The sequence below is a fragment of the Limosilactobacillus urinaemulieris genome (genome assembly GCF_932750685.1).
GTDB classification, from domain to species: domain Bacteria; phylum Bacillota; class Bacilli; order Lactobacillales; family Lactobacillaceae; genus Limosilactobacillus; species Limosilactobacillus urinaemulieris.
Window position 1 is genome coordinate 35,046 of the sequence record NZ_CAKOBX010000006.1, and the last position, 22,857, is coordinate 57,902.

Annotated in this window: 18 protein-coding genes; 5 read left to right on the top strand and 13 right to left on the bottom strand. The window is 40.1% G+C overall.

Features of this window, described 5'->3' with window-relative positions:
- Positions 1-8 precede the first annotated feature (8 nt).
- Positions 9-2,324: an ATP-binding protein gene (locus tag MR181_RS05485; RefSeq protein WP_369807488.1), complete on the bottom strand. Its 2,316-nt coding sequence runs from the start codon at positions 2,322-2,324 to the stop codon at positions 9-11.
- Between the two features lie 162 nt (positions 2,325-2,486).
- On the bottom strand, positions 2,487-4,262 hold the full coding sequence (locus MR181_RS05490) for an oleate hydratase (RefSeq protein ID WP_242335827.1): 1,776 nt from the start codon (positions 4,260-4,262) through the stop codon (positions 2,487-2,489).
- A 181-nt stretch (positions 4,263-4,443) separates the two neighbouring features.
- On the opposite strand from MR181_RS05490, the gene MR181_RS05495 reads away from it, so the two are divergent.
- On the top strand, positions 4,444-5,274 hold the full coding sequence (locus MR181_RS05495) for a DNA/RNA non-specific endonuclease (protein ID WP_242335831.1): 831 nt from the start codon (positions 4,444-4,446) through the stop codon (positions 5,272-5,274).
- A 57-nt stretch (positions 5,275-5,331) separates the two neighbouring features.
- Here the strand turns inward: MR181_RS05495 and MR181_RS05500 are convergent, their stop codons facing one another.
- The 3 genes from MR181_RS05500 to MR181_RS05510 form a co-directional block, all read right to left on the bottom strand.
- Positions 5,332-6,711, bottom strand: coding sequence for an amino acid permease (locus tag MR181_RS05500; RefSeq protein WP_242335834.1), 1,380 nt, complete (start codon positions 6,709-6,711; stop codon positions 5,332-5,334).
- Positions 6,712-7,001: 290 nt separating this feature from the next.
- Positions 7,002-8,504, bottom strand: a complete 1,503-nt coding sequence (locus MR181_RS05505; RefSeq protein ID WP_242335837.1) for an LPXTG cell wall anchor domain-containing protein — start codon at positions 8,502-8,504, stop codon at positions 7,002-7,004.
- 74 nt (positions 8,505-8,578) lie between these two features.
- Positions 8,579-10,354 carry a 1-deoxy-D-xylulose-5-phosphate synthase gene (locus tag MR181_RS05510; protein WP_242335840.1) on the bottom strand — a complete coding sequence of 592 codons (1,776 nt, stop codon included), beginning with the start codon at positions 10,352-10,354 and terminating at the stop codon, positions 8,579-8,581.
- A gap of 181 nt (positions 10,355-10,535) precedes the next feature.
- On the opposite strand from MR181_RS05510, the gene MR181_RS05515 reads away from it, so the two are divergent.
- Together MR181_RS05515 and MR181_RS05520 are read left to right on the top strand one after the other, a co-directional pair.
- Positions 10,536-11,783, top strand: coding sequence for a DUF2075 domain-containing protein (locus MR181_RS05515; RefSeq protein WP_369807487.1), 1,248 nt, complete (start codon positions 10,536-10,538; stop codon positions 11,781-11,783).
- 16 nt (positions 11,784-11,799) lie between these two features.
- Positions 11,800-12,492: a TVP38/TMEM64 family protein gene (locus MR181_RS05520; RefSeq protein WP_242335843.1), complete on the top strand. Its 693-nt coding sequence runs from the start codon at positions 11,800-11,802 to the stop codon at positions 12,490-12,492.
- Between the two features lie 179 nt (positions 12,493-12,671).
- On the opposite strand, the gene MR181_RS05525 is transcribed toward MR181_RS05520, so the two are convergent.
- From MR181_RS05525 to MR181_RS05535, 3 genes are read right to left on the bottom strand one after another with little or no spacing between them, the layout of a single operon-like run.
- Entirely contained in the window at positions 12,672-15,197 is a 2,526-nt protein-coding gene (locus MR181_RS05525; protein WP_242335845.1) for an excinuclease ABC subunit UvrA, read from the bottom strand.
- Positions 15,198-15,223: 26 nt separating this feature from the next.
- Positions 15,224-15,562 (bottom strand): FluC/FEX family fluoride channel, encoded by a 339-nt coding sequence (locus MR181_RS05530; protein ID WP_242335848.1) that lies wholly within the window; start codon positions 15,560-15,562, stop codon positions 15,224-15,226.
- A complete protein-coding gene (locus tag MR181_RS05535; protein ID WP_242335851.1) occupies positions 15,559-15,936 on the bottom strand; it encodes a fluoride efflux transporter FluC in 378 nt (125 codons plus the stop codon). Before MR181_RS05535 ends, MR181_RS05530 begins: the two co-directional genes overlap by 4 nt.
- Positions 15,937-16,039: 103 nt before the next feature.
- Here MR181_RS05535 and MR181_RS05540 point away from each other — a divergent pair, with 103 nt between their 5' ends.
- Positions 16,040-16,432 (top strand): VOC family protein, encoded by a 393-nt coding sequence (locus MR181_RS05540; RefSeq protein WP_242335853.1) that lies wholly within the window; start codon positions 16,040-16,042, stop codon positions 16,430-16,432.
- Between the two features lie 98 nt (positions 16,433-16,530).
- Here the strand turns inward: MR181_RS05540 and MR181_RS05545 are convergent, their stop codons facing one another.
- The 3 genes from MR181_RS05545 to MR181_RS05555 are packed head-to-tail and all read right to left on the bottom strand — an operon-like array spanning position 16,531 to position 19,690.
- Positions 16,531-17,481 (bottom strand): YdcF family protein, encoded by a 951-nt coding sequence (locus MR181_RS05545; RefSeq protein WP_242335857.1) that lies wholly within the window; start codon positions 17,479-17,481, stop codon positions 16,531-16,533.
- A complete protein-coding gene (locus tag MR181_RS05550) occupies positions 17,478-19,244 on the bottom strand; it encodes an ABC1 kinase family protein (RefSeq protein ID WP_242335860.1) in 1,767 nt (588 codons plus the stop codon). Before MR181_RS05550 ends, MR181_RS05545 begins: the two co-directional genes overlap by 4 nt.
- 14 nt (positions 19,245-19,258) lie before the next feature.
- Positions 19,259-19,690: a CopY/TcrY family copper transport repressor gene (locus MR181_RS05555; RefSeq protein ID WP_242335863.1), complete on the bottom strand. Its 432-nt coding sequence runs from the start codon at positions 19,688-19,690 to the stop codon at positions 19,259-19,261.
- Between the two features lie 148 nt (positions 19,691-19,838).
- On the opposite strand from MR181_RS05555, the gene MR181_RS05560 reads away from it, so the two are divergent.
- Positions 19,839-21,206: a DHA2 family efflux MFS transporter permease subunit gene (locus MR181_RS05560; protein WP_242335866.1), complete on the top strand. Its 1,368-nt coding sequence runs from the start codon at positions 19,839-19,841 to the stop codon at positions 21,204-21,206.
- Positions 21,207-21,586: 380 nt separating this feature from the next.
- Here MR181_RS05560 and MR181_RS05565 read toward each other — a convergent pair whose 3' ends face one another.
- Complete coding sequence (locus MR181_RS05565) at positions 21,587-21,925, bottom strand: branched-chain amino acid transporter permease (RefSeq protein WP_242335869.1); 339 nt, start codon at positions 21,923-21,925, stop codon at positions 21,587-21,589.
- Between the two features lie 3 nt (positions 21,926-21,928).
- A complete protein-coding gene (locus MR181_RS05570) occupies positions 21,929-22,624 on the bottom strand; it encodes an AzlC family ABC transporter permease (RefSeq protein WP_242335872.1) in 696 nt (231 codons plus the stop codon).
- Positions 22,625-22,857 lie beyond the last annotated feature (233 nt).

Sequence of the window (22,857 nt, forward strand, 5' to 3'; positions counted from 1 at the left end):
GGTTCGTCTTAACCAAATAGCCGGGCCCAGAAGCCTTTCTTCTTTGGCTTTTCTTCTTCAACTGGAGAAATTGACTGTTCATCATTATTCGGAACTGCATTCTTTTCTTCATAGGGATTATGCTCACCAATCCACCGGAAGAATTCTGGCGCCTTGATTTCAACAAACTTCCCCCGTTTACCGTTAATTCCATCCACACAAAGCTCAATTGGCAAAGCGTTCCGGTATTTTTCGATACTATCTGCTGTAAAGCCGTTAAAGGTGTTCAGCTTTGAAATATCGAATAGTAAACTGTCATCCCCCTGACGATACTGAAAATCATCTTGTTGAGTTAGGTAAAGCTTCGCCCACCGGTTTCGCGAGCTTTCCTTAAAGTCATCACAGATTGTCTCGGAGAAATAATCGGGTGATGGAAGATTAGCCATTTCATAATAGTTCTTAAATAGCTGCCGAGTCATTGCAAGAAAATCGAGTCGCCCTGTAGCAGAATTGAAGTCCCGCCATGGTGTTTCGTCATCTTCAAGAAGGTTAGCCATCCGCATTACAAAATCCTTAAAAAGAGTATTATTCAACGTCTTTCGCACATTAAAGATATATTGGTTAGCTGCCCCTTTCTGTGATTCATCAATGACCTTATCAATTTGCAGGTAGTAAGTACGCCGAGCAGTTTCCCGAAGCATCGTAAAACCTGAATCATAGTTAGTTGTCCCGATTAATGGAGCAATTGGGTGGGGATGGTTTACCAACTCATTCATAATATCAACGATCAGGTGGCGACTATATTGATCTTGTTGGAAGAAGTACGGTTCAATTTCATCTAACAAAACCGGATATGAACTACCGAGTTTCATATAATGTTCCATCGCCTCAACAGTTTTGGCCTTCTTTTGCGGAGTTTGGGACGGATAAATCGTACCAAAGTCAATCAACGAGCGATCAGTATTCCACGTGAGCTGATTAATAATCCGGAGAAGGGTTGACTTTCCTGAACCAGCCGTTGCTCCTAAGATCAGAAAATTAGGAACGTCATTCCCGTCTTCGGGGTTCAGGCTAGTCTTAGAACGAATTTCCCACAAAAATGGTGCAGTAAAGCTATACAAAATTGCTTCAAAGAACCGTTTTCCGTAATCAGCATCATAATCAACGACAAACTGCTGGTAACCTTTCATAACAGCGTCAATACTCTTTAAGCCGTCACGAATTTCAGAAATAGTCGCGATTTTACCAAATGGAATTGGGTGGGTTCCCGTATCATTGGGAACATAAAGGCCGCTATTATTATTTGCAATATTTCGTTCCATTGGTCGATCATACAGAAAAGTTGTGTACTTTTTCTCGGCATCCCGTTGTTGTGGTGACATTCCACTGACCAGGGCATCCTGAACTTGCTTGGTAATCTTTTCCCGCGTTTTTAATTTTGGCTTAGCCGCCCGGGGAGAGACCGCTTCTTTTTGCAAAGTATAGATCGTATCATGTTGCTTGACCTGCTTGGCAATTTTCTCCTTTGTTTGGGAACGATCCATGGTAATATCACGCATTGACTTTGTGATCATTTCAGGAACAAGATTATGGTCAATATCATGCTGAAGATCATGCTTCAATAGATCCACCATATCTGTTTCAGCGATCTTATCCGTCGTCTCATTATCAAGGATCACCGGTCCCTTGCCTGACTGCTCACCGCTATTCTGATCTTTTTTTCCTTCCTCAACCTGCTTTTGAGCTGCTTTTACTAAATTCGTAGTAAAGAAAGGTTTCAATACTGGTTTAAAATCCTTCTTGAAGTGATCAGCAAGGTTTTGATATAAGCGAACATCATTGTCAAATACCAACACTTCTTCAAATTGGTTTCGGTGAGCATCAAATGAAGCCTCGTCTAAATCTACACTTCCAAGAATCACCCGGGTGTCGTGAGTAGTTGAATTGCTTAATAAGTAAAACTTAGAATGAATAACTTGAGTTGGTGCAATTGATACGCGAAAAAGATTATTCAAGACATTCGTTTGGTTGTCACTAGTTAACGCTGAGAAGAGTTTAGCAGCTTCTTTATTGGCTGAACTAAGGAGAGCGTTAGTAAGTGCAACCTTTGTTACCATCTCATCAGCACTTAGTTCACTAGTTGACCGAGAGCTTAATGCCACATCAATACTGATAAAATTACTAAGGTACTTATTAATAAAGTCAGCAGTAATCTTCCCGGTTACCGCAATTAATTGATCATATTTTTGTGAATCAAATAATTGGTGGATCTTCAGCGGTGGCGTATCCTGACCATCAAAAACAATATGAATTTTTCTTATATCAGCAGTTTCTGTCATGACCATAATCCTTTACTATCAATAAATATATTAGTTTTATTTTCGACTATTTAATGGCTTTTTGCAAGTAGTTCTCCAACGAGGAAGAATAAGTTATAACTTGGAAATAAAAAGAGATTAAAAAAAACATCCCCAACCAGCTAGTAGACTGATTGGGGACGGTTGTCTTTATAGTAAGTGCTGTTGTTCCATTAATTCACCAATCCACGTTCCTTGAAGTTTCTTTAATAGCGGCTTTTCGACAATCTTTGGAATTGGCAAATCCATGTCCTTTAACGGTTTCTTATCGTTCATGTAATACATTGCCCGCATTAACTCCCGAAGATCATAAATGGAGTTAAAGACTTCTGGGACACCTCGGTCAACATCTAATAGGGTGTAGACGGCTTCCATTGCGGTCCGTACTGAATATTCCGTGGTAAATACGGTATCACGACTTGGGGATTCAGCAAAGTTACCAATAAATGCCAAGTTAGCAGATCCCTCTGGCACAACGTCTGGACGATCACCCTTAACCCGTGGCATAAAGTAGCTAGTGATAAATGGCATATATACCGGAACAGTATTAATTGAACTTTCCTTAGCCAAATCATCAATTAATGCCTCTGGAACCCCTAGGTGATATAGCCATTCCTTAGTAATCTCCTCACCGGTACAATCAACGATCCGCTTCTTAATGTAGTTTCCCTTTGTATTAGAATACAGACCGTAAATCCAAACAATGGTTTCGTTTTCCTTTTGCTTCTTGAAGTGTGGTTGCCGGTGAATTGTCCAGGAAAGCATCCAATTAGAGTCTGTAACCGTAATAATCCCACCGGTATTAACTTTGCCATCGTGAAGATCTCGTTTAGTTAACCGTTCAATATATGGTTCAACTTGCGGATTCTTAACAGTTGCAGTAGCGGAAATGAACCAGCTTCTCCCCGGAAGATTCTTGCAAAAGACATCAGGATGACCAAAATCAGCTGACTGCCGAGCTAAATTTTCCCATAGTTTCCAACTACCACCAAGAGCTTGCGTTGGTCGAGCTGCCTGATGGTGACTACCGTAAGTAGAACTTTCTGTAATTGAACCGTTTGTGACAAAGACAAGGTCATTATCCGTTAATTCAATAACCTTATCTTTGCCGGCTTGAGTTAATAAGATCCGCTTAGCATGCTTTTGGTGACCTTGAGTATCGACAATAACATTCTTTACCTGAGTATCATACTCAATCTTGACATGATGATCTTTTAGGTAGGCTAATAGCGGCTTCGTCATTGATTCATATTGGTTATACTTATTAAATTTTAGTGCGGTGAAATCTGGTAAGCCATCAATATGATGAATAAACCGCATCATGTAACGACGCATTTCAGCTAGGGAGTGCCACCGCTCAAACGCGAACATTGTTGACCAATAAATCCAGAAATTGCTTTCAAAGAAGTCATCGGAGAAGTATTCTCCAATAGTCTCCCTTCCCAGTTTTTCCTCAGGGGTCATAATTAGCTTAGTCAACTCTTTGATTGCCTTTTTACTTAAACCATATTTACCGTCCGATGGCACTTCATTTCCTCGATTATAGGTTAAACGGCAATTAGAACTGTTGGGGTCTTCCTTATCTAACCAGTAGTATTCATCAAGGTAGGAAGCACCCGAAATTTCAAGTGATGGAATTGAACGATACATGTCCCACATGCACTCGAAGTGGTTTTCCATTTCCCGTCCCCCACGAGTAACAAAACCAATTCCAGGACGATCTTCACCGTCAAGCGAACCACCGGCAACTCGTAATTCCTCTAAAATATGGATATTCTCACCCGGCATTTGGGCATCACGAATTAAAAATACAGCCGTCGATAAACCAGCTAAGCCACCACCGACAATGTACGCATTTTTCTTGTCAACGCCAGCAGGCTTCTTTGGTCGAGCAAAAGCCTCATAATTCCCGTTTGAATAATACATTTTGACGACTCCCTTCTCAGTAAACAAGTGTATCATAACTACCTCAATTTTAATGAAAGCGGTTGAAAGTGTCAATTTTATTAACCACAATGAACCGCTAAATTAATTCTAAATAATTATTCCAAACGTATGTTCAAACTAGTAAAATAGAATTTGAAATTATAGGAAATGGAGTAAATTTATGAAATTTAGAAAACGACTCTATCATCTTTTATTTGTTTTTGCTGGCTTATTAGTAGTTACTGGAGCTATCCAGCAGCCTACGCTAACAAACGCTTCATTAAACCATATTAGTAAAATTGCTTATTGGAAGAAAACCAGCCACAACGATCAAAAAACATTACCACCAACTCAGGAACAGGCTAGTTCAGTTTTAACTCCGGTTGTTCGCCAACAGCTTGGCTCGTCAATTACCTGGAACAAGGCTGGTGCATTTATTATCAATAATAACCAAACAAATCTTAATACTAAGATTGCAAGTGCTCCCTATGCTGTAAATCATCTTGATCGTCAAGGAAGGGCCTGGCAGGGTGATGCCTGGTTAAACAGAACAACTCGTCAATATAAAAATCGAACGGTTACTGGGAACGGTGCTACGGATTGGCGACCAGCTGGCTTCCTGCAGGCTCATAATCTTAAGGGTGGTTACAATCATGCATACGATCGCGGCCACCTTCTTGCCTATGCACTAGTCGGTGGCATTCATGGATTTGATGCATCTGAGTCAAATCCATCTAATATTGCCACGCAAACGGCCTGGGCAAATGAAGCACGAAGTAAGAACTCAACAGGACAAAATTACTACGAAGGTCTGGTGAGGAAAGCACTAGATCAGAATAAACAAGTTCGTTACCGGGTTACAAATATTTATGACGGTAATAATATTGTTCCAGCAGGTGCTCACATCGAAGCTAAATCTAGTGATGGCTCTTTAGAATATAATGTCTTCGTGCCAAATGTCCAAAGAAACATTACCATTAATTATTCAACTGGCGCAGTGAAACAAAATTAAAAAGCAGCTTTGTAAGTTCTTTCAAACAGGACTTACAAAGCTGCTTTAGTTATATGTTTACTTTTCTTTTCCTTCATGAACACGAATACGGTAAATAATACTCATGATGACCAGGAAAATAACACCAACTGATACTGAAACCCGGGTATCTGGGTTGAAGAACATGAAGAGTAAGATCACAGTCAAGGCAATCAAACTAAAGTAGTTATATGCTGGATAGAGTGGCATCTTGAATGGGTGATCTTTAAGCTGTTCAGGGTGTTCTTTTCTGAAATGAAGTTCTGACAAGAGAATGATAAACCATGGTACCATCCCTGGAAGAACACTAGAACTATATACAATAACGAAAATGTTTTGAGCAGCAGAACTAAAGATCGACATTAATTCATTAATTACAAAGCCAAGGAAAATCCAGAAAGAAATCGTGAGGATTGCGACATTAGGAACAACCCGCTTAGAAAGCTTACTAAAGAACTTTGGTACTTCTCCATCAACAGAAAGCTTGAACAGCATCCGACTAGCACTGTAAATCCCGGAGTTAGCTCCAGAAAGAGCTGCCGTCAACACAACAAAGTTAATGATTCCGGCTGCCCCAGTAATTCCAACCTTCGTGAAGGTTTCAACGAATGGCGAACCAACTGACTTTAATTCATTCCATGGGTAAATAGAAACAATTACGAAAATAGCACCGATATAGAAGATTAAGATCCGCCAGATAACTGACTTAACCGATTTTACAATCGCATGACGTGGTGATTCAGCTTCACCAGCAGTGATCCCCAATAACTCAATTCCCTGGTAAGAACCAGCAATCACGGATAGCGAGAACATGAAGCCCATAAAGCCACCCGTAAAGAACCCGCCATGAGACCACAGATTAGAAATCCCAACTGGGTGCCAGTTGTTACCTAACCCCAGAACAATAACCAATAATCCAAGAATAATCATCGCAATAATCGTGACAACCTTAATCATTGCAAACCAGAACTCCAGTCGGCCATATGCTTTTGCTGATGCTAAGTTTGCTAAGGTCAAGATAATAATCATTATTAATCCAGAAATCCAGTCTGGGAGGTTCGGCCACCAATAATTTAGATATTGACTCATTGCGATAATATCGGAAATCCCAACGATGATAAATTGGAAGACGTTACTCCACTTCGTTAAATACCCAGCAACTGGATGAATATATTTCGAACCATAATCCGCAAAGGAACCAGTTCCCGGACTAATATAAATTAATTCTCCAAGAGCTCGCATAACACCATAGAGAACTAAGCCGACAAAGGCATATGCTAGCAGAACAGAAGGACCAGTCCACTTAATAGTGGAAGTAGCCCCCATAAAAAGACCACTACCGATTGTTCCACCAATCGCAATCATTTCCATCTGTCCAGGCGTCATCGTCCGATTTAGTTTTGCTTTATTTTCACTCATGTCTAACTCCTCATTTCCTTCAACTAAAAAAGCTACCCAAAAAGTCCCCCTCAACCAGGTTCAAATCATTTGATAGGCGGTTGAGTAACTTCTGGATAGCTGTTAACTTACAGAATTTATTAAATATTAAAGGTACTCAACCACGATAGTTGTTGTTGTGGTTGAGGTGGAGGTTAGACGTTGAATAATTGCTTTTCGACTTGACATGATTAATTCCTCCAATTCATTTCTTTCAATGTCATTAGAATACTATTAGAAAATTAAAAATGCAAGTCTTTTTTTATATTTTCTTATTCTTTCTTTCGTTGCTTCCAGAAAAGCATTGTAATAATGGTAACTAGTCCAGTGATTACTAAGCCAACAAACGTTGTTCGATTATCTGTCTGATTCCCAGTTTGTGGCAGTTTTGTGCTATTCCGATTATCCTTATTCTTGCTACTACTTAGTTCTTTTAAGGAAGCTGAATCTCGATCAAGAATTTTTTGAATATCCGGATCTTCTATTGATGTTTCTTCATTGTTAGAGCGCTGATCTTGAACTACCTGAGAATCATTTTGCGTTGATCCTACTACTTGCTGGTTATCATTCTTCGTTTTAGTTTTTACCGTTTGCACCGCTCGCTCTTTTGAGGATGTTAGAGCTGCTTCTGTCTGGTTTACTTTAGATATTTTATTAGCACTATTTTTGCTTGCCTGTTGAGCAGGGTTCGCTGAAGATCTATCTCCCATCAAAGCATCATGTGACACTGGAGCAGCAGGTTCCTTAATTCCGTTTTGGTTTGGTTGTTCCTCTTCCAATAAATCTGTCTGAGTAGCATGGTCACTCTTTTGTGATTCATCAGTTTGACTTCCTTGCTGTTCAACGTTGACATCCTCAGTTTGAGTATCATTGGTACTAGTTTCATGGTTATCAGTTTGGGTTTCAGCATTCCGTTCAGCTTGTTTGCTTTGAATCTCTTCATCCTTACTACTTGGAGGAGTTGTTTGTTGTTCCTGATCTTGTCGTTGAATTACAGTTGTTTGCGTTTCATCATCGTTACTAGGCACTAATTCTGTTTGACTTCCAGCGGTTACCAACGTTTTTTCTTCCGGGTGGTTAATTAGTTGCTCTTTGTTTGACGATTCTTGATCATCTTTCTTTCCTACCGGTTGCTCGTTAGGCTTTTGCAACGGCCGAATTAACATTACGAATGGATCCTGTCTGCTCTGGTATAACTTAAGTCTTTTTGGTAATGATTCTGGACAACAATATTCAAATCCTTTTGGTGCAGGAGGAACAGCATACCATTGACCAACTTTAAGTGTCCTACTATTCAACGCCTTCCCCGTAAAATTAAGATTTTCATCATAGCAATAAAATGACGGTCGAACTTCAACTAACCGTTCCCGATCTGCGATCTTACATTGATGGTAGGTTATTGAAATGGTTTGATCAGAATCACTGGCTGACACCAGTTGTGCTCGCACCTGCAAGACATTCGGTTCAAAGTCATCATAGTTTGGCGTAAAGAATGATGGCCAAATACTAAGTGTTTGCGGTTGCCAGCTATTAGCAATCTTTTTAAAAGTGACCGTCTGCTTAACTGTCTGCATCCCCTTGTATGGATCATTAATTTTTATCGTCCGTGTAATTTGACGAACCTCATCCCGGTTGTCTAATTGCTGGCTACTAGTTACCTGCCCCGGCTTCTGACTTGCACTGTGACCAGTATTAACCGAAACGGCCATTGTCATTAGAACAGTTGCGGAAGTGATCCCAACACATTGTTTAATAATTGATTTCTTATTACTCATAAAAAATTCCTCCCAAATTGGCTTACATAATACCAATACGGAAGGAATCTCTTTTTTCACGAAAAAATTTAATTTTAAAGGGCGTGAATAACCTCTTCAATGTCATCAACAATCTGTTCCGGTTTTAAGTGATACCACTCATAAAGGACTTCTAGCGGAACATTATCGGCAAATTCACGAGGAGCACCGAAATTCAAAACTTTCATTGCTTTTGGTCCATAATAACGGGAAATGGTTTCACCAAAGCCCCCGCTAACGTTGCCATCTTCCAAAGTAACAACAACATCATGGTTTTCTGAAAGATGGTGCAGGTAGTTTTGGTCAATTCCAGTTAAGGACTTTGGATTAATTAACGTTGCGTTAATATTTAACTTCTTTTGTAGTTGATCACAGACATCAAGCCCTAATTGCCAAAAATCACCAACAGCCATAATAGCGACTTCACTACCTTCATGGGCAACGTCATAATGAATAACGCTGTAATCATCTTGACTAACTTTTCCGTGAAGCAGCTTCTTTTCAGGTTCCCGAATTATCACTGGTTGTTCAGTTTGGCTAAGAGCCCATTTCAACATTGAGAGTAGTTCTTCAACATTTGTTGGGGCAAGATATTCAATGTTTGGTAAGTTAGAGATCATTGAAATATCAAACGTTCCTTGGTGAGTAGCAGAATTAGTGGCAATCGTTCCACCCCTAACAATCATTACTACCGGTGCATCGTTAAGGGCCATATCATGGATCAATTGATCATATGCCCGTTGAAGGAACGTACTATTTTGAAAGACAACCGGACGTGCACCAGCAGTTGCCATAGCGACTGCGGTAGTAATGGAGTCTTGTTCAGCAATTCCCACATCAAAATAGTGATCAGGATACTTAGCCTGGAACTTTTTGAGGTCAAAGACACCGGGAATAGCTGCATTTAAGGCAGCTACCGGTACCCCAGCATCAATTTGGTGCCCTAACTCAGTTAAGATTGCATCACTATAGCTTTCGGTATTTTCGTGTTTCTTAACCTCACCAGTCTTAATATCAAATGGTGGCTGCCAGTGCCAAGCCATTTTATCCTCAACGGCTGGCTGATATCCCTTCCCCTTTAAGGTATTAACATGAAGGACAATCGGGTGATCAATATCTTTAACTTCTTTAAAAGCATCGATCATTGTTTGAAGATCATTACCGTCAGCCACATACTTATAGTCTAAGCCCATGAATTTAAAAATGTTATTCTCTGCCTTACCATTAGTATCACGCAGTTCCTTCAATCCTTGGTAAAGGCCGCCCTGATCCTTATCAATTGCCATTTGGTTATCATTAACAACAATAATCAAATTAGAATGAAGCTTAGCAGCATTGTTCAATCCTTCAAAGGCTAAACCACCGCTTAGTGAACCATCACCAATTACGGCAACAATATTATCAGTGGAATCAGGATGCATTAAGTCACATGCTTGTGCTAGACCAACTGCCAACGAAACGGATGTTGAAGTATGGCCAATTTCAAAAAAGTCATGAACACTTTCTTCAGGGGAAGTATAGCCAGAAATATCCTCATAATGATCCGGATCCAGAAACCCAATCTTTCTACCGGTTAACATTTTATGCGGATAACATTGGTGGGAAACATCCCAAACAACCTTGTCATGAGGAGAATTAAAAACGTAATGGTATGCAATCGTTGTTTCCATAATTCCAAGGTTTGGACCAACATGTCCCCCAATTGCTGCATCCCGTTCAAGAACTAGCTGACGCATTTCGGTTGCTAATTGCTTTAGTTGTTCAAGAGACATTGATTTAATATCAGCCGGTTCATTAACCCGGTTTAGAAGATAATCTGGATGTCGATTCATCTGTGCCACCCTTTCTAATTATTTATTGCTTATTTAGATACTTTATATTTTATTGTAAAGATAATTTAAAACATTTATTTTATTTTAACACTTTTTAAAGTTCACTACAGAAATTCATCGTTACTAAAATTGACGAATACCGCTTCCTCATTTAAAATTAGGCATGATTATTAAAAGAGGGATGAGTGTGTTGAATCAGCTTACCAATAAAGCTACCGAAAAATTATCGCCATTTAAAACCTTAACGACCGAACAGGAAAACTTGGTTGATTCCATTACTGAATTTGCAGCAAAGCATTTAAAAAACAACTTTCCTGCGATCTATACAGTTTATGGTGACGCTGGAACGGGAAAAAGTGTTGTTTTGTCAAACCTCTTCGAACGATTTCAGCAATCAGCTCGTCAGGATCCGGCATCACCATTTTTTAAAACTAAAAACTATTTCCTGGTTAACCATCCAGAAATCCTAAAAGTTTATCGTGAGATTGCCGGTTCAATTAAGGGGCTTTATAAAAAAGATTTCACTCGTCCTACTTCACTAATTAACCAGTTAGATAAGAACCAGCAAAATATTGATATTGCCGTAATTGATGAGGCCCACCTTTTATTATCGAAAGCCGATCACTATAATAATTTTTACCACGATAATCAGTTAGTTGAGATTATAAAACGGGCGAAAGTCGTTGTTCTAGTTTTCGATCAATATCAGGTTCTAAGGATGAAGAGCTTGTGGACTCCTGAACGGCTAGAAAAGATCACCCACCAATACCCCCATAAGGAGTACCATCTCCGTCACCAATTCAGGATGACCGCTAGTGATCAATTAATCGACTGGTTTAATCACTTTACAGATCAATATGAACTTGCGGCAATTCCCCAAGATAGTCGTCAGAACTATGATTTTCGAATTTATGACGATGCGGAAAAAATGCGCCAAGCAATTGTTAAGCGAAATGATGAAGTTGGTCTTTCACGAATTTTATCGACTTCTGGATACCCCTCGACTCTTGATGGTGGTAAGCACTACATTAAAGAAGGACAATTCAGGTTACCCTGGGATCAATATAACTATACGGTTACTCCTTGGGCTGAACTCCCCCAAACAATCAATGAAGTTGGCTCAATTTATACCTGTCAGGGATTTGACTTGAACTATACAGGAATTATCATCGGCCCACCAATTAGTCAAATTCCTGGAACTAAAAAGCTGCAAATTAATCTCGACAAATATACGGATTCAGAAGCATTTAAGAAACGTGATGATCTAACAGATCCACAAGAAATTAAAGCTCTTGAGGAACGGATGATTATGAATTCTCTTAACGTCCTTTTTAAGCGGGGCGTGTATGGTACATACATTTACGCTCATGACCCGCTTTTGCGTAATTCACTCGTCCAGCTCTTTAAAGATGCTGGTCTTAATTATTAAGAAAGTAGAGTAGATAATGAAAAAAAAGACTCTTAACAAAAAATTGCTAATCGCCCTAGGGGTTTTCTTAGCAATTATTATTGTTATTTTTGTTTATCAGAACTATAAACCTGAAATTGATCTTCTGATCCATCCCGTACCACACGAAAAAGAAATTCTCCTTCACATGATTAGGGCCCACGGAATTGCTAATTCTCTACTTCTCCTTGGCTTAATCGCGATCTTAAACTCTATTCCCGGCCTTTCAAACTCAGTTATTTGTATCCTCTCGGGACTTTGCTACGGTCCTTTCTTTGGCTTTATTATTAACTGGATGGGAAATGTTCTTGGAAACTGTATTGTAATGAGCTTGATCAGAAAAATTAAGTTTTCAAAAAAGGTTAAGCAGCACAAACTAATTAAGTCATTAATGCACCAAAAGCATCCCCTTATCGGCCTGACGATCGGCTTTATGATCCCGGTTATTCCCAGCATCCTTGTTAATTACGCCGGTGCTCAGTTAAACGTCAACCGGCGACAATACATGGCAATGGTTCTGGTAGGAATGGCGCCAACATCCTTCCTCTATGCCTTTGGTGGGGATGCGATCTTCCGCGGCAATCTCAAACGAATCATTAGCGTTGTTATCTGTATTCTAGTTCTTATTGGGATCTACCTTGTTGTGAAAAAAATTGATGAAGTACATAAGAAACGATTAGAAACCGACTAATTAAAGGGCTGTAACATAAGTTATATTACCTAGATAAAATATAATTGACGCAATACACAAATGGGGTTCAGTGCTCGGAAAATCCAAACACTGAATCCCTATTTGTGCTTTCTAAAGACTAGCTACGCGTCGACGGGGGTTCAAAAACGAACTAGCGAGCTAGTTCTGTTTCACTCCCTTTAATCATGAAAGCGACTAATAAATTCTGCAAGGTACTGAGTCGTTAAACTCCGTGGAGCATGGATCAGATCAGCCGGGTGACCTTGGGCAACAATTTGTCCACCATTTTTACCCCCACGAGGTCCTAAATCAATTAGGTAATCAGCATTTACCATTAAATTGACATCATGGGTAATGATAATAATCGTTGCTCCCCGATCAATTAGGCGTTGCATCACCTGAAGCAAAACCTGAACATCAAGGGGATGTAAACCAACCGATGGCTCATCGAAGACAAACAGGGTTGTTTGTTGCTGACGATTCAAATGCTTAACAAGCTTTAACCGCTGAGCTTCTCCACCGGAAAGTGTTGGCGTACTTTCACCAAGATGAAGATAACCAAGGCCGACTTCGTCAAGAAGCTTTAATTCACGTTGAATTTTCGGCACATCCTTAAATATTGGAATTGCATGGCGAACATCAAGATTTAATAAATCAACAATTGAATAATCGTGCCACTTAATTTGTTGAATTTCCTTATTATACCGGTCACCATTACAAACGGGACAAACCTGTTGCATATCTGGTAAGTACTGTATATCAAGAGTTACGATCCCTGTTCCACCGCAGTTCGGACAAGCACCTTGCTTATTATTGTAAGAGAAATAACTCGCAGTCCAGTGTTTCTCCTTTGCTGCCGGTTGAGCCGCAAAAAGTCGCCGGAGATTATCCATGATACTCGTATACGTTGCAACTGTAGAGCGGGTACTCTTCCCCACCGGAACAGCATCAACACTGACAACACTTTTAATTGGGGTACTTAATTTATCGACCTGTTTTGGAAGTGACCCCCCCTTCTCTTGAGCTTTTAAGGCTGGTACTAGACTATCAAGGATCAGACTAGTTTTTCCCGCACCCGAAAATCCGGTAACTGCGGTAATCTGGTTCGTTGGGATCGTGGCTGTAACGTTTTTAAGGTTAAAGTAGTCACTGACTGTAAAATTAGTTTCAGAAGTAGCCTTCTTACTTGTCGTTTTACGAACCTTGATCTGTGCCTTTCCGTTCAAGAATGGTCCAATTAAGGAATCGGCTTCCTTCCTTAATTCTGCAGGAGTTCCCTGGTCAATCACCTTTCCTCCCTCGGCACCAGAGCCAGGACCAATCTCAATCACCCAATCTGCAGCACCGATAATATCAATATTATGATCAACTACCACTAGTGAATTGCCTTGTTTAATCAGTTCGTGGAATACATGAAGAAGACCATTGATATTATCAGGGTGGAGACCAATTGACGGTTCATCCAGAACATACAAAACTCCTGTTGTTTGCGTCCGTAATGTCCGTGATAATTGAATTCGCTGTAATTCGCCAGTTGATAAGGTATTACCGTTCCGTGAAAGAGCAAGGTAGTCTAAACCAAGTTCCAACAATGGGCGGAGGTTGTCATCAAACTGCTTAAAAATCGCAGTTGCCATTTTATCCATGTTCGCTGGTAATTCACTTAAAACATTTTGTTTCCATAGATCAAGTTCACCAAGCGTTAAATCAGTGACTTCCGCAATATTTTTACCACCAGCTAGTTGGGTTAAGAGTTCCGGCCGCAACCGAGTCCCATGACAAACAGGACAAACGGATGAATGAAAGAATTCGTTAATTCGTTGCTGTGCCCGAGCACTCTTACTTGTCTTTGCCGATTCAAGAACAGCCTCGTGAGCATTCTCATACAAGGCATTAAAGTCATGGAAAACTCGGCCCGTCCCTGAGACGAAATCCATCTTATACTTCTTGCTTGGTCCGTTTAATACGAAATCCTTTTCCTTAGGTGAGAGATCCTTATAGGGAACGTTAATCCGTACACCAGCCTGCTCCGCAACTTGAGGCATGAAATTTCGACCAGGAAGGTGCCATGACGCAACTGCCCCTTCATCCAACGTTAAATTCTCATCGTCGATTAACTTTTCCTCGTCTAGCTCACGAACTCGACCAGTCCCCTGGCATCGTTTGCAGGCACCATCAGAATTAAAGGCAAAGTCTTCAGCAGAAAAAGCATTGAACTTTACGCCACATTCTGGACAGGTTAAAACTCCCATTTCATCTCCAGACTTGCTCATTGCCTGGGCAATCTTAAGGTTTGGCTTTAACCGGTGACCGTTTGGGCAGACAGGTGAACCTAAGCGAGAAAAAATTAACCGAATTACGTTAAAAATCTCACTCATTGTCCCGACGGTTGCTCGTTCGGACGGCACTGCTGGTCGTTGGTGAAGTGCTAACGCTGATGGAATGTGTTTTACGCTATCAACCTGTGCTTGGGCACCCAGCTTGATCCGTCGTCGCGTGTAAGTTGATAAAGCCTCTAAGTACCGCCGGGAACCTTCCTCATACAGGATTCCCATTGCTAGCGAGCTTTTTCCAGAACCAGATAAACCAGAAATTGCGACAAATTTATGTAGCGGAATATTAACGTTAATATTTTTCAAATTATGAACACGACCACCCCGTACTTCAATTTCTGCAGGAATCGTTGATTGTACTGCCTTATTCAAAAGACCTTTCCCCTTTCTTTAAAGTTTCAAAGCTGCATTCCAAGCCAAGCAAGACCAAGTCCACCAAGATAGGATAAAGTACCATAGATTACTAGATTAAGCCACTGATGATCATTATACATTGCAATTAATTCAGTATTTAAGGTTGAGAAAGTTGTATACCCACCTAAGAATCCTGTTTCCCAAAAAAGGATTGTAAACTGACTAGCAGGAAAGTGGTGAATTAATATTCCTAAACAAAACGCACCAGTAAGGTTAATCAATAACGTTGCTCCTGGCCAATCAACTCGCAATCGCTTCCACAAATAAGTGAATAGGTAACGGAGGAGGGCACCGCATGACGCACCAAAGCCAACTAAAATCATTTATTTTCCTCCATTCTCACCAACAATTGCGCCAAAATAAAACCAATAAGGGCCGCAAAAAAGCCACCTAAAAGACTAACAAGAAAGTAACCACTGCCAACCCAAAAATTGCTTTTACTAAGGTTGAGGACACTAGTAGTAAATGATGAAAAAGTTGTAAAGGCCCCTATCAGTCCCGTTCCTAATCCTAAGTTTAACCAACCAGCTAAAAGATCTCGTTCAATTACATAATAGGTAAGAAATGATAACAGAAAGCAACCAACCAGGTTAGCGATCATGATCCCCCATTCACCTAAATTAAAGCTGAACAGATAGCGAAAAATACCGCCAAAGAAAGCAAAGACAACAACCGCAACTAAATTTTTTATTTTCATTTTTATCCTCCATTTCCATCAACCGATTTTACGCTTCGAATTCCTGTTTGCCAATCTAAAACGGAACATCGTATAATAATAGCCGAGAAAAGAGGAATCAATTATGAAAATGCGAAGAATCGATCATATTGTATTGACCGTTAGTAATCTTGAAGAGTCCATGCGCTTTTACCATGAAGTCTTTGATATGCCAGTAATTGATCAGCAAAGTGATGATGATGTAATTACCCTCCGGTGTGGTCACCAGCTTATTCGGCTGCAAAAAACTGACCGACCGTCTAAATTGGTAGCTAGCCACCCAACCATTGGAGCAGCTGATCTTTGCTTAGTTGCTGGAGATAAGGTCGACGATATTCTTCACCACTTTAACAGTTATTACGTTGACGTTGTCGAAGGACCAGTCGAAAAACAAGGTTCTGAAGGCGCAATGACTTCAATCTACGTCCATGATCCCGATAAGAACCTGATTGAAGTTTCAGTTTATGCAAATAAATAAAAATAAACTTAATTTAGTCAATTAGACAGAATAAATTCGGAAACGTTAACAAATAAGTAGAGACCTGGAAAACTTTGTCTTTCCAGGTCTCTTACTATTTATCTTTCAAGCAACTCAACAATAACCAGGAGAACAAACAGGATGGCTAACCAACTACGATAATGATCACGAATAATTCCTAGGTAGTCCCGAATCACAGTTAAAGGCTGCAATTTCCATGGGGTATTACTAGAAACAATCGACCAGTATAACTTCAACTTGCGTAAATAATTATAAGCCCTGAAAACGTGGAATGAACTAGTTACAACGATAATTTTTTGCCTAGGTTCAGCTTGCTTCTGCAATAATTTTTGGCATTTTTGTAAATTATCCCAGGTATTCATCGCTTGCTCTTCTAAGACAATCCGATCTTGAGGAATTCCGTGAGTAGTCAGGTATTTTGCCATTGCTTTAGCCTCAGATAGCTTTTCGCCACGTAAAATACCACCAGTAACAATAATTGTAGCGTTACGGTTTGAATTCCAACAGGCAACGGCTTGTTGAAGACGTGCTGCTAAAACAGGCGGTACTTTACCATGACGTAAACCAGCACCGAGGACAATTAAATAATCAGCCTTAACGGGTCTTGAAAGGAGTTGGATTGTAATAACTGCTCCCCAGAAGATTACTAATCCAAGAGTGGTGATTCCATCAACTATTAGTGCGGTCAAAATCACCTGGTGGTTAAACCAGGGAAAATCTCCTTGATGCTTAAATAATAGTGGTAAGCAGATAAAGAGGTTTAAAAGCATTAAAACAAATGTCTTCTGATTATACTTAAGCAACTGCGCGTCTGTCGAGAAGTGTCGAACCAGAATTGCCCTAATTGATTCCAACCAGATTAACAGGCTTGCAACCCCTAAACTAAATGCAGTAAACACTTTCGGATAACCAATCTGTCCGCCAATCAAAATTAACAGCAAGCCAGTCCAGCACAACGCCCACTCATTCTTTTTGGGTAAAGGCCACCATAAAAGAATGATTAGTAAAGAAAGGATTAGAATAATCATTTCTGCCTGTACTCCCTTTTTTGCCGACGATACTTCCGGTAACGACGGATCAATTCACTAACCGCCATTGTGACAATGATAATAATTGCTAATGAATAACCAAAGACACCAAGGCGGTAAATGTGGGGATGACCAGTACTACCCTCCACTAATAGCGATGAACCAACAATAATCGCCGCTAAAATAATTGCAATAATTATCCGGTTAACAATTCGGCTAAGCCACTTCATTAGCTTTTCCTGGTCAGCATAATGAAAATTGATTTGAGCATTTCCATCACTAATTGCATCAAAAAAGGTATTTAGCTTTCCTGGCATTTGAGTAATATTCTTCACAGCACGATAGCTTCTCCATAAACTATTATCTAATTGAGTACGCAAATCAAAATGCTGCTTCAAGTACTGCTTGCCGAATGGTCGAGCAACTTCCAGCATTGAAAGTGAAGGGTCAAGCTTAGCAATGATTGCCTCTAAGATTCCAAATGCCCGTACTAGCATTGTTACTTGGGAATGAATCTGAAGGTTATTATTTTGACATAGCTGAACAATCTGATAAAGCATTTTAGTGAAATTAATTTCAGCAAGACCTGCATTCAAGTACGGTCGAAGGAATTTACCAAGTTCCCGATAAAACTTCTGCTCATCAAGCGGGCCCACTTGTTCACACATTGGAATAATTGATTGACCGATTTCATGAATATCCTGTGAATTAACAGCTAATACAATCTTGGCAATTCCATCCGCAGTTACTGGCGAAATTCTTCCCATCATTCCAAAGTCAATCCAGATAACCCGGTATGGGGGAAGGGTCTTCCCTTGTTGATAACCGATTTTAGTAGATCCGATCTGCTTTTCTAATTTCTTTTCTAACTCAACCTGATCCATTTGGGCTTCATCCTGGTTTAAGTGACGAATTAGGATATTACCGGGGTGCGGATCAGCCTGAAAAAAGTGATCGACAAAGACTTGCTTAAGGAAGTTTTTAACTAATACTTGAGCAATCTCATGCCGAATCCGGCGTTGAGCTCTTGCTTGTTCGGGCTCCTCACTTAATGGAGTGTTAGCCAGGTACTTAATACTCTTCCCGGGCATATATTCATTAACCAAGATTTTAGGCGCACAGTATTTGAAGTAAACCTTAGGAACACGGATAATCGACTGGTCATTATTAAGACGGTAAAACTCGATCCCATTCTTCGCCTCTTGAATTGTATCAATTTCATTCCTTAGTGAATCACTTAAAGCGTTGAAAATTTTTACAGGATCGACAACGGTAATTCCAGTTGGAACGTATTTTAATAGTTCAACTGCTCGTTTTAAGAGCGCTAAATCCGTATCTACTAATTTGGTAACATCCGGATGCTGAATTTTAACAACTACTGGCGTTCCATTTTTCAATTCAGCATGGTGAACCTGACCGATCGAGGCTGAAGCAAACGGTTCTTGATCAAATGTTTTAAAAACCTCACTGATCTTTTTCCCGGTCTCGGTCTCAAAAGTCTTCCTGACACTTGTAAAACTATCAGCCGGAACATTGTCCTGAAGCTTTCGTAAAGCCCTTATATATTCTGGGCTTACCAAGTCCGCACGAGTAGAAAGAATTTGCCCCATTTTAATAAAGGTTGGGCCGAGTTCTTCTAACGCCTGACAAACCTCTTCTGGATTTTTTTGATGGTAAAAATTACTTAGAAAGTGATACTGACGCATTACCTGCATAATCCGCCGAAGACGTTTTCTTGGGGACGGTACTGTCTCTTCAGCCATTAATAAGCTCCTCCTTACTCACAATCCATTGCCATCCCCGGAACACAATTACATTCAACTTTCTCCGGAGCGGTTTTCTTCTTTTCGACTAATAAATTTTGGAGTTGTTCAATATCCTTTCGACTAAGAACGGCACCATCTATTACGTGGCTAAGCGTAGCACCCACATGCATCTCACAAATGCTGTTAAATAACTGATCTGCAGCTTCATTCATGGTAATCTGCTCCTTAATTAATGGGGAGTAGATAAAGCCACGACCTTGACGGGTTGTCTTTAGTGCTCCTTTTTCCACCAGACGCCGGAGCAATGTCTTAATTGTCGCTGGTTTCCAATCAACCTTTTGTTGAAGGATTTCAATTACTTGGGTACTAGTTGCTTTACTGAGGGTCCAGATGATCCGCATTACTTGCCATTCTGCTGGAGTAATATCTGTTTTTTCTTCCATGTCCTCACCTCAATTTAAAATCTACACCTGTCGATAAAAAGCGTCAAACAATTTCTGGTTTAATCCAAATACTTATTGTGACCTAGATCAAGATCTGCTAAACTACTGCATTAGTTATGCTAATTTTCACAAAAAGGAGTCGATGTTCTTGAGCGACCAGCGAATTAGGCGTGCCCTAATTATAATGGTTTTTGGAACTTTCTTCGGAATCCTTTGTTCAACCCTAATGAATATTGCATTGCCAACATTTATGGACGTTTTCCATATTAGTGAAGCTCATGTTCAATGGGTAACGAATGGCTATATGTTAGTCAATGCGTTAATGATTCCGGTTAGTTCCTACCTGATTAAACGATTTTCATTTAAATGGCTATTTATCTTCTTTACGGGAATTTTCCTTTGCGGAACCGTAATTGGCGGGTTAGCAAATTCCTTTAACCTTCTAGTAATTGCACGAATGATCCAAGCAATCGGTGCTGGAATGATGATGCCTCTTGTTAACGTCCTTGCAATCCGCTATGCTCTTCCCGGGAAGAAGGGACGGATAATGGGAATCATTGGTCTTGCATTTAACTGTGCACCAATCCTTGGCCCTGCAGTATCAGGTTTTATGCTTGACTACCTCTCATGGCGATACCTATTTATTTTGATTATCCCCTTTGCAGTAATTACACTACTTTTGTCTCTTTGGATGCTTCCTTATATTCCCCACAATGAGTTCCCTCAATTTAACAGTTTAGGTTTTACGGTAATTACTCTTGGCTTATGGTCATTATTAATGGGACTTTCAAACGTCTCTAATTATCCGTTATTATCGTTTAATGTTGGTGGGATGGCAATTATTGGGCTGGTATTCATTATTATCTTTTATCTTAATCAACGAAGAAGTACTCACCCATTGATTAACCTTAGCGTTTTTGAACACCGCCAATTTTTCTTGGCAACCATCATTAATATGCTAATTACCGCGACAATGTACGGCAATGCTATCTTGATCCCATTACTGGTTCAGATTGTTCTTGGAGAAAGCACCGTGATCTCTGCAATTGCTGTTCTTCCTGGAGCAATTCTTACAGGACTATTATCAACAACTAGCGGTCGCTTCTATGATCGCTACCCTATTCAATGGCTCGTTGGTGCTGGTCTCCTAATTGATATTATTGGAACAACCGGACAGGCAATGATTGGTGCCCGAAGCTCAGTGGTTATTATCACGGTGTTCCAAACAGTGCGCCAATTTGGACTAGTAACCATGTTGATCCCGCTTCAGACACAGGCACTTTCCCTTTTACCCAACGAAATCGTTCCTGATGCGGTGGCTTGTTTTAACACCTTGCGACAGATTGCAGCAGCATTTGGGACTGCACTGATTGTCTCTGTTGTCGGAATTGTAAACCATCTTGTTCATAGTTCAACCTCCCATTTAGGAATTCAATCAGGATTTGCTTTTTGCCTGGCCCTCCTCTTGATTTCTCTTATTCTCAGCAGGAAACTTTATCACCAAATAAAAAGTTAGAATATCAAAATAACGCCAGACAATGAAGCTGGGAATTAACTTTCTCAGAGGGACGGTTGACTAACCTAGAACGATGAATGATGATGAAATCATCAAAGTCGTTCGTAGTTAGGCTCGAGTCCCTCAGTTAATTCCCGCGATTAGATTCTCTAAGTTCGGAGATCACTAAGTATATATAGAGGGCGGAAAAAACTTAACGTTTTTTCCGCCCTCTTTTATTTTAAAGGTAATACTGCAACAACGCAGTATCTGGCGTTTTAACTAGATTAAGAAAGCCGTTGATTGACTCATCATCTTGACTAAATTTACCTACAAGATCATCGAAAACAACAATATTCGTTGACCTCCAAATTTTAGCTTGGGACTACGAGAATAACAAATTAGAAAACAAAATTTACTAGAATAATGTAACTAACTGTTCCCACTAATAATGATAAACACATGCTTCGCTTTCGTAAGTGAACGAGGATTGTAATGATACTGGCAATAATTTCCGGTAAGCCAAAATTCCCACTAAGGAAGTGAACATTTCTAAAACAATAGACCACCAGCATTCCCATAATTGCTGGCGGAAGAAAATTCCCGAGACCTTCAATAAAGGGACTCAATTCTTCTTTGCCGTTTCGTTGTCGGCCAAAAACAAGAAATGGTACGACACGGGTAAAGAAGTTAGCAATTGCTGCAATTGCTATTGAAATTACCTGCTGAACAACTGTCATTCCTTAATCATCCCCCTTTGCTCGTCGCTTTGTTAAATAGTAGTATTCTGCAACCAGTAAGAGCAAGGTCACCACTAAAAAGTACGTCTTACCAACAGCTAATAAACTAATGATGGTAATTAAGATCCCACTAATTGAGCTAACGTGACTCTTTTCTTGTAGGAACTGATCCAATGCCAGAACGATGAATAAAGCTGTCATCACGAAATCAAGCCCCTTTACCTGAAGTTGTAAGGCACTCCCCAAAAAGCCACCTAAGAAAGCACCGAGAACCCAGTAGCCCCAATCCAAGATCGTGATCCAGGTATTAACCTTTACTTGACTCATTTCTTGAGGAACCTTGGTATAGTGATTAATAACAAAGGTTTCATCAGTCAAGCCAAAAATTAGCAGCACCTTTCGCCAACCAGCATGGCGATACTGTTTAAGCATTGATAAAGCATAGAACGATTGGCGAAAGCCCATCACCAAGGTAATTAGAAGGACATTTAAAGGGTTGAAATGTTGAACTAGCATATTGGCAATCACAAATTCAACTGATCCCCCATAAATTGTTAATGCCATCAATGTCGGATACCAAAAAGAAAAACCCAGGTTGTGCATATAAAGGCCATATCCCAAACCAAGGGTTACATAACCAAACAGGACAGGCATTGATTTTTCTAGTGCAAAGCGGAATTCACCATCCAACTTTCTCATTACTTACTCCCCCCCTCGGAATAAAATCAATTGCCTTTTATTTTAGCGAACGACCAGGATGCATACAAGAACTAAATTGTATGCATTACAATGTAACCAGATGATGATTCAATTTTCACGTCCCCATCGATGCGCAGCTAGTCTTTAGAAAAAATAAAACTCCAGAGTTCGGCTTTACCGGGCTCTGGAGTTGATTTGTGGACTCGTATTTTATCTAAGAAGTAGTAGGACTT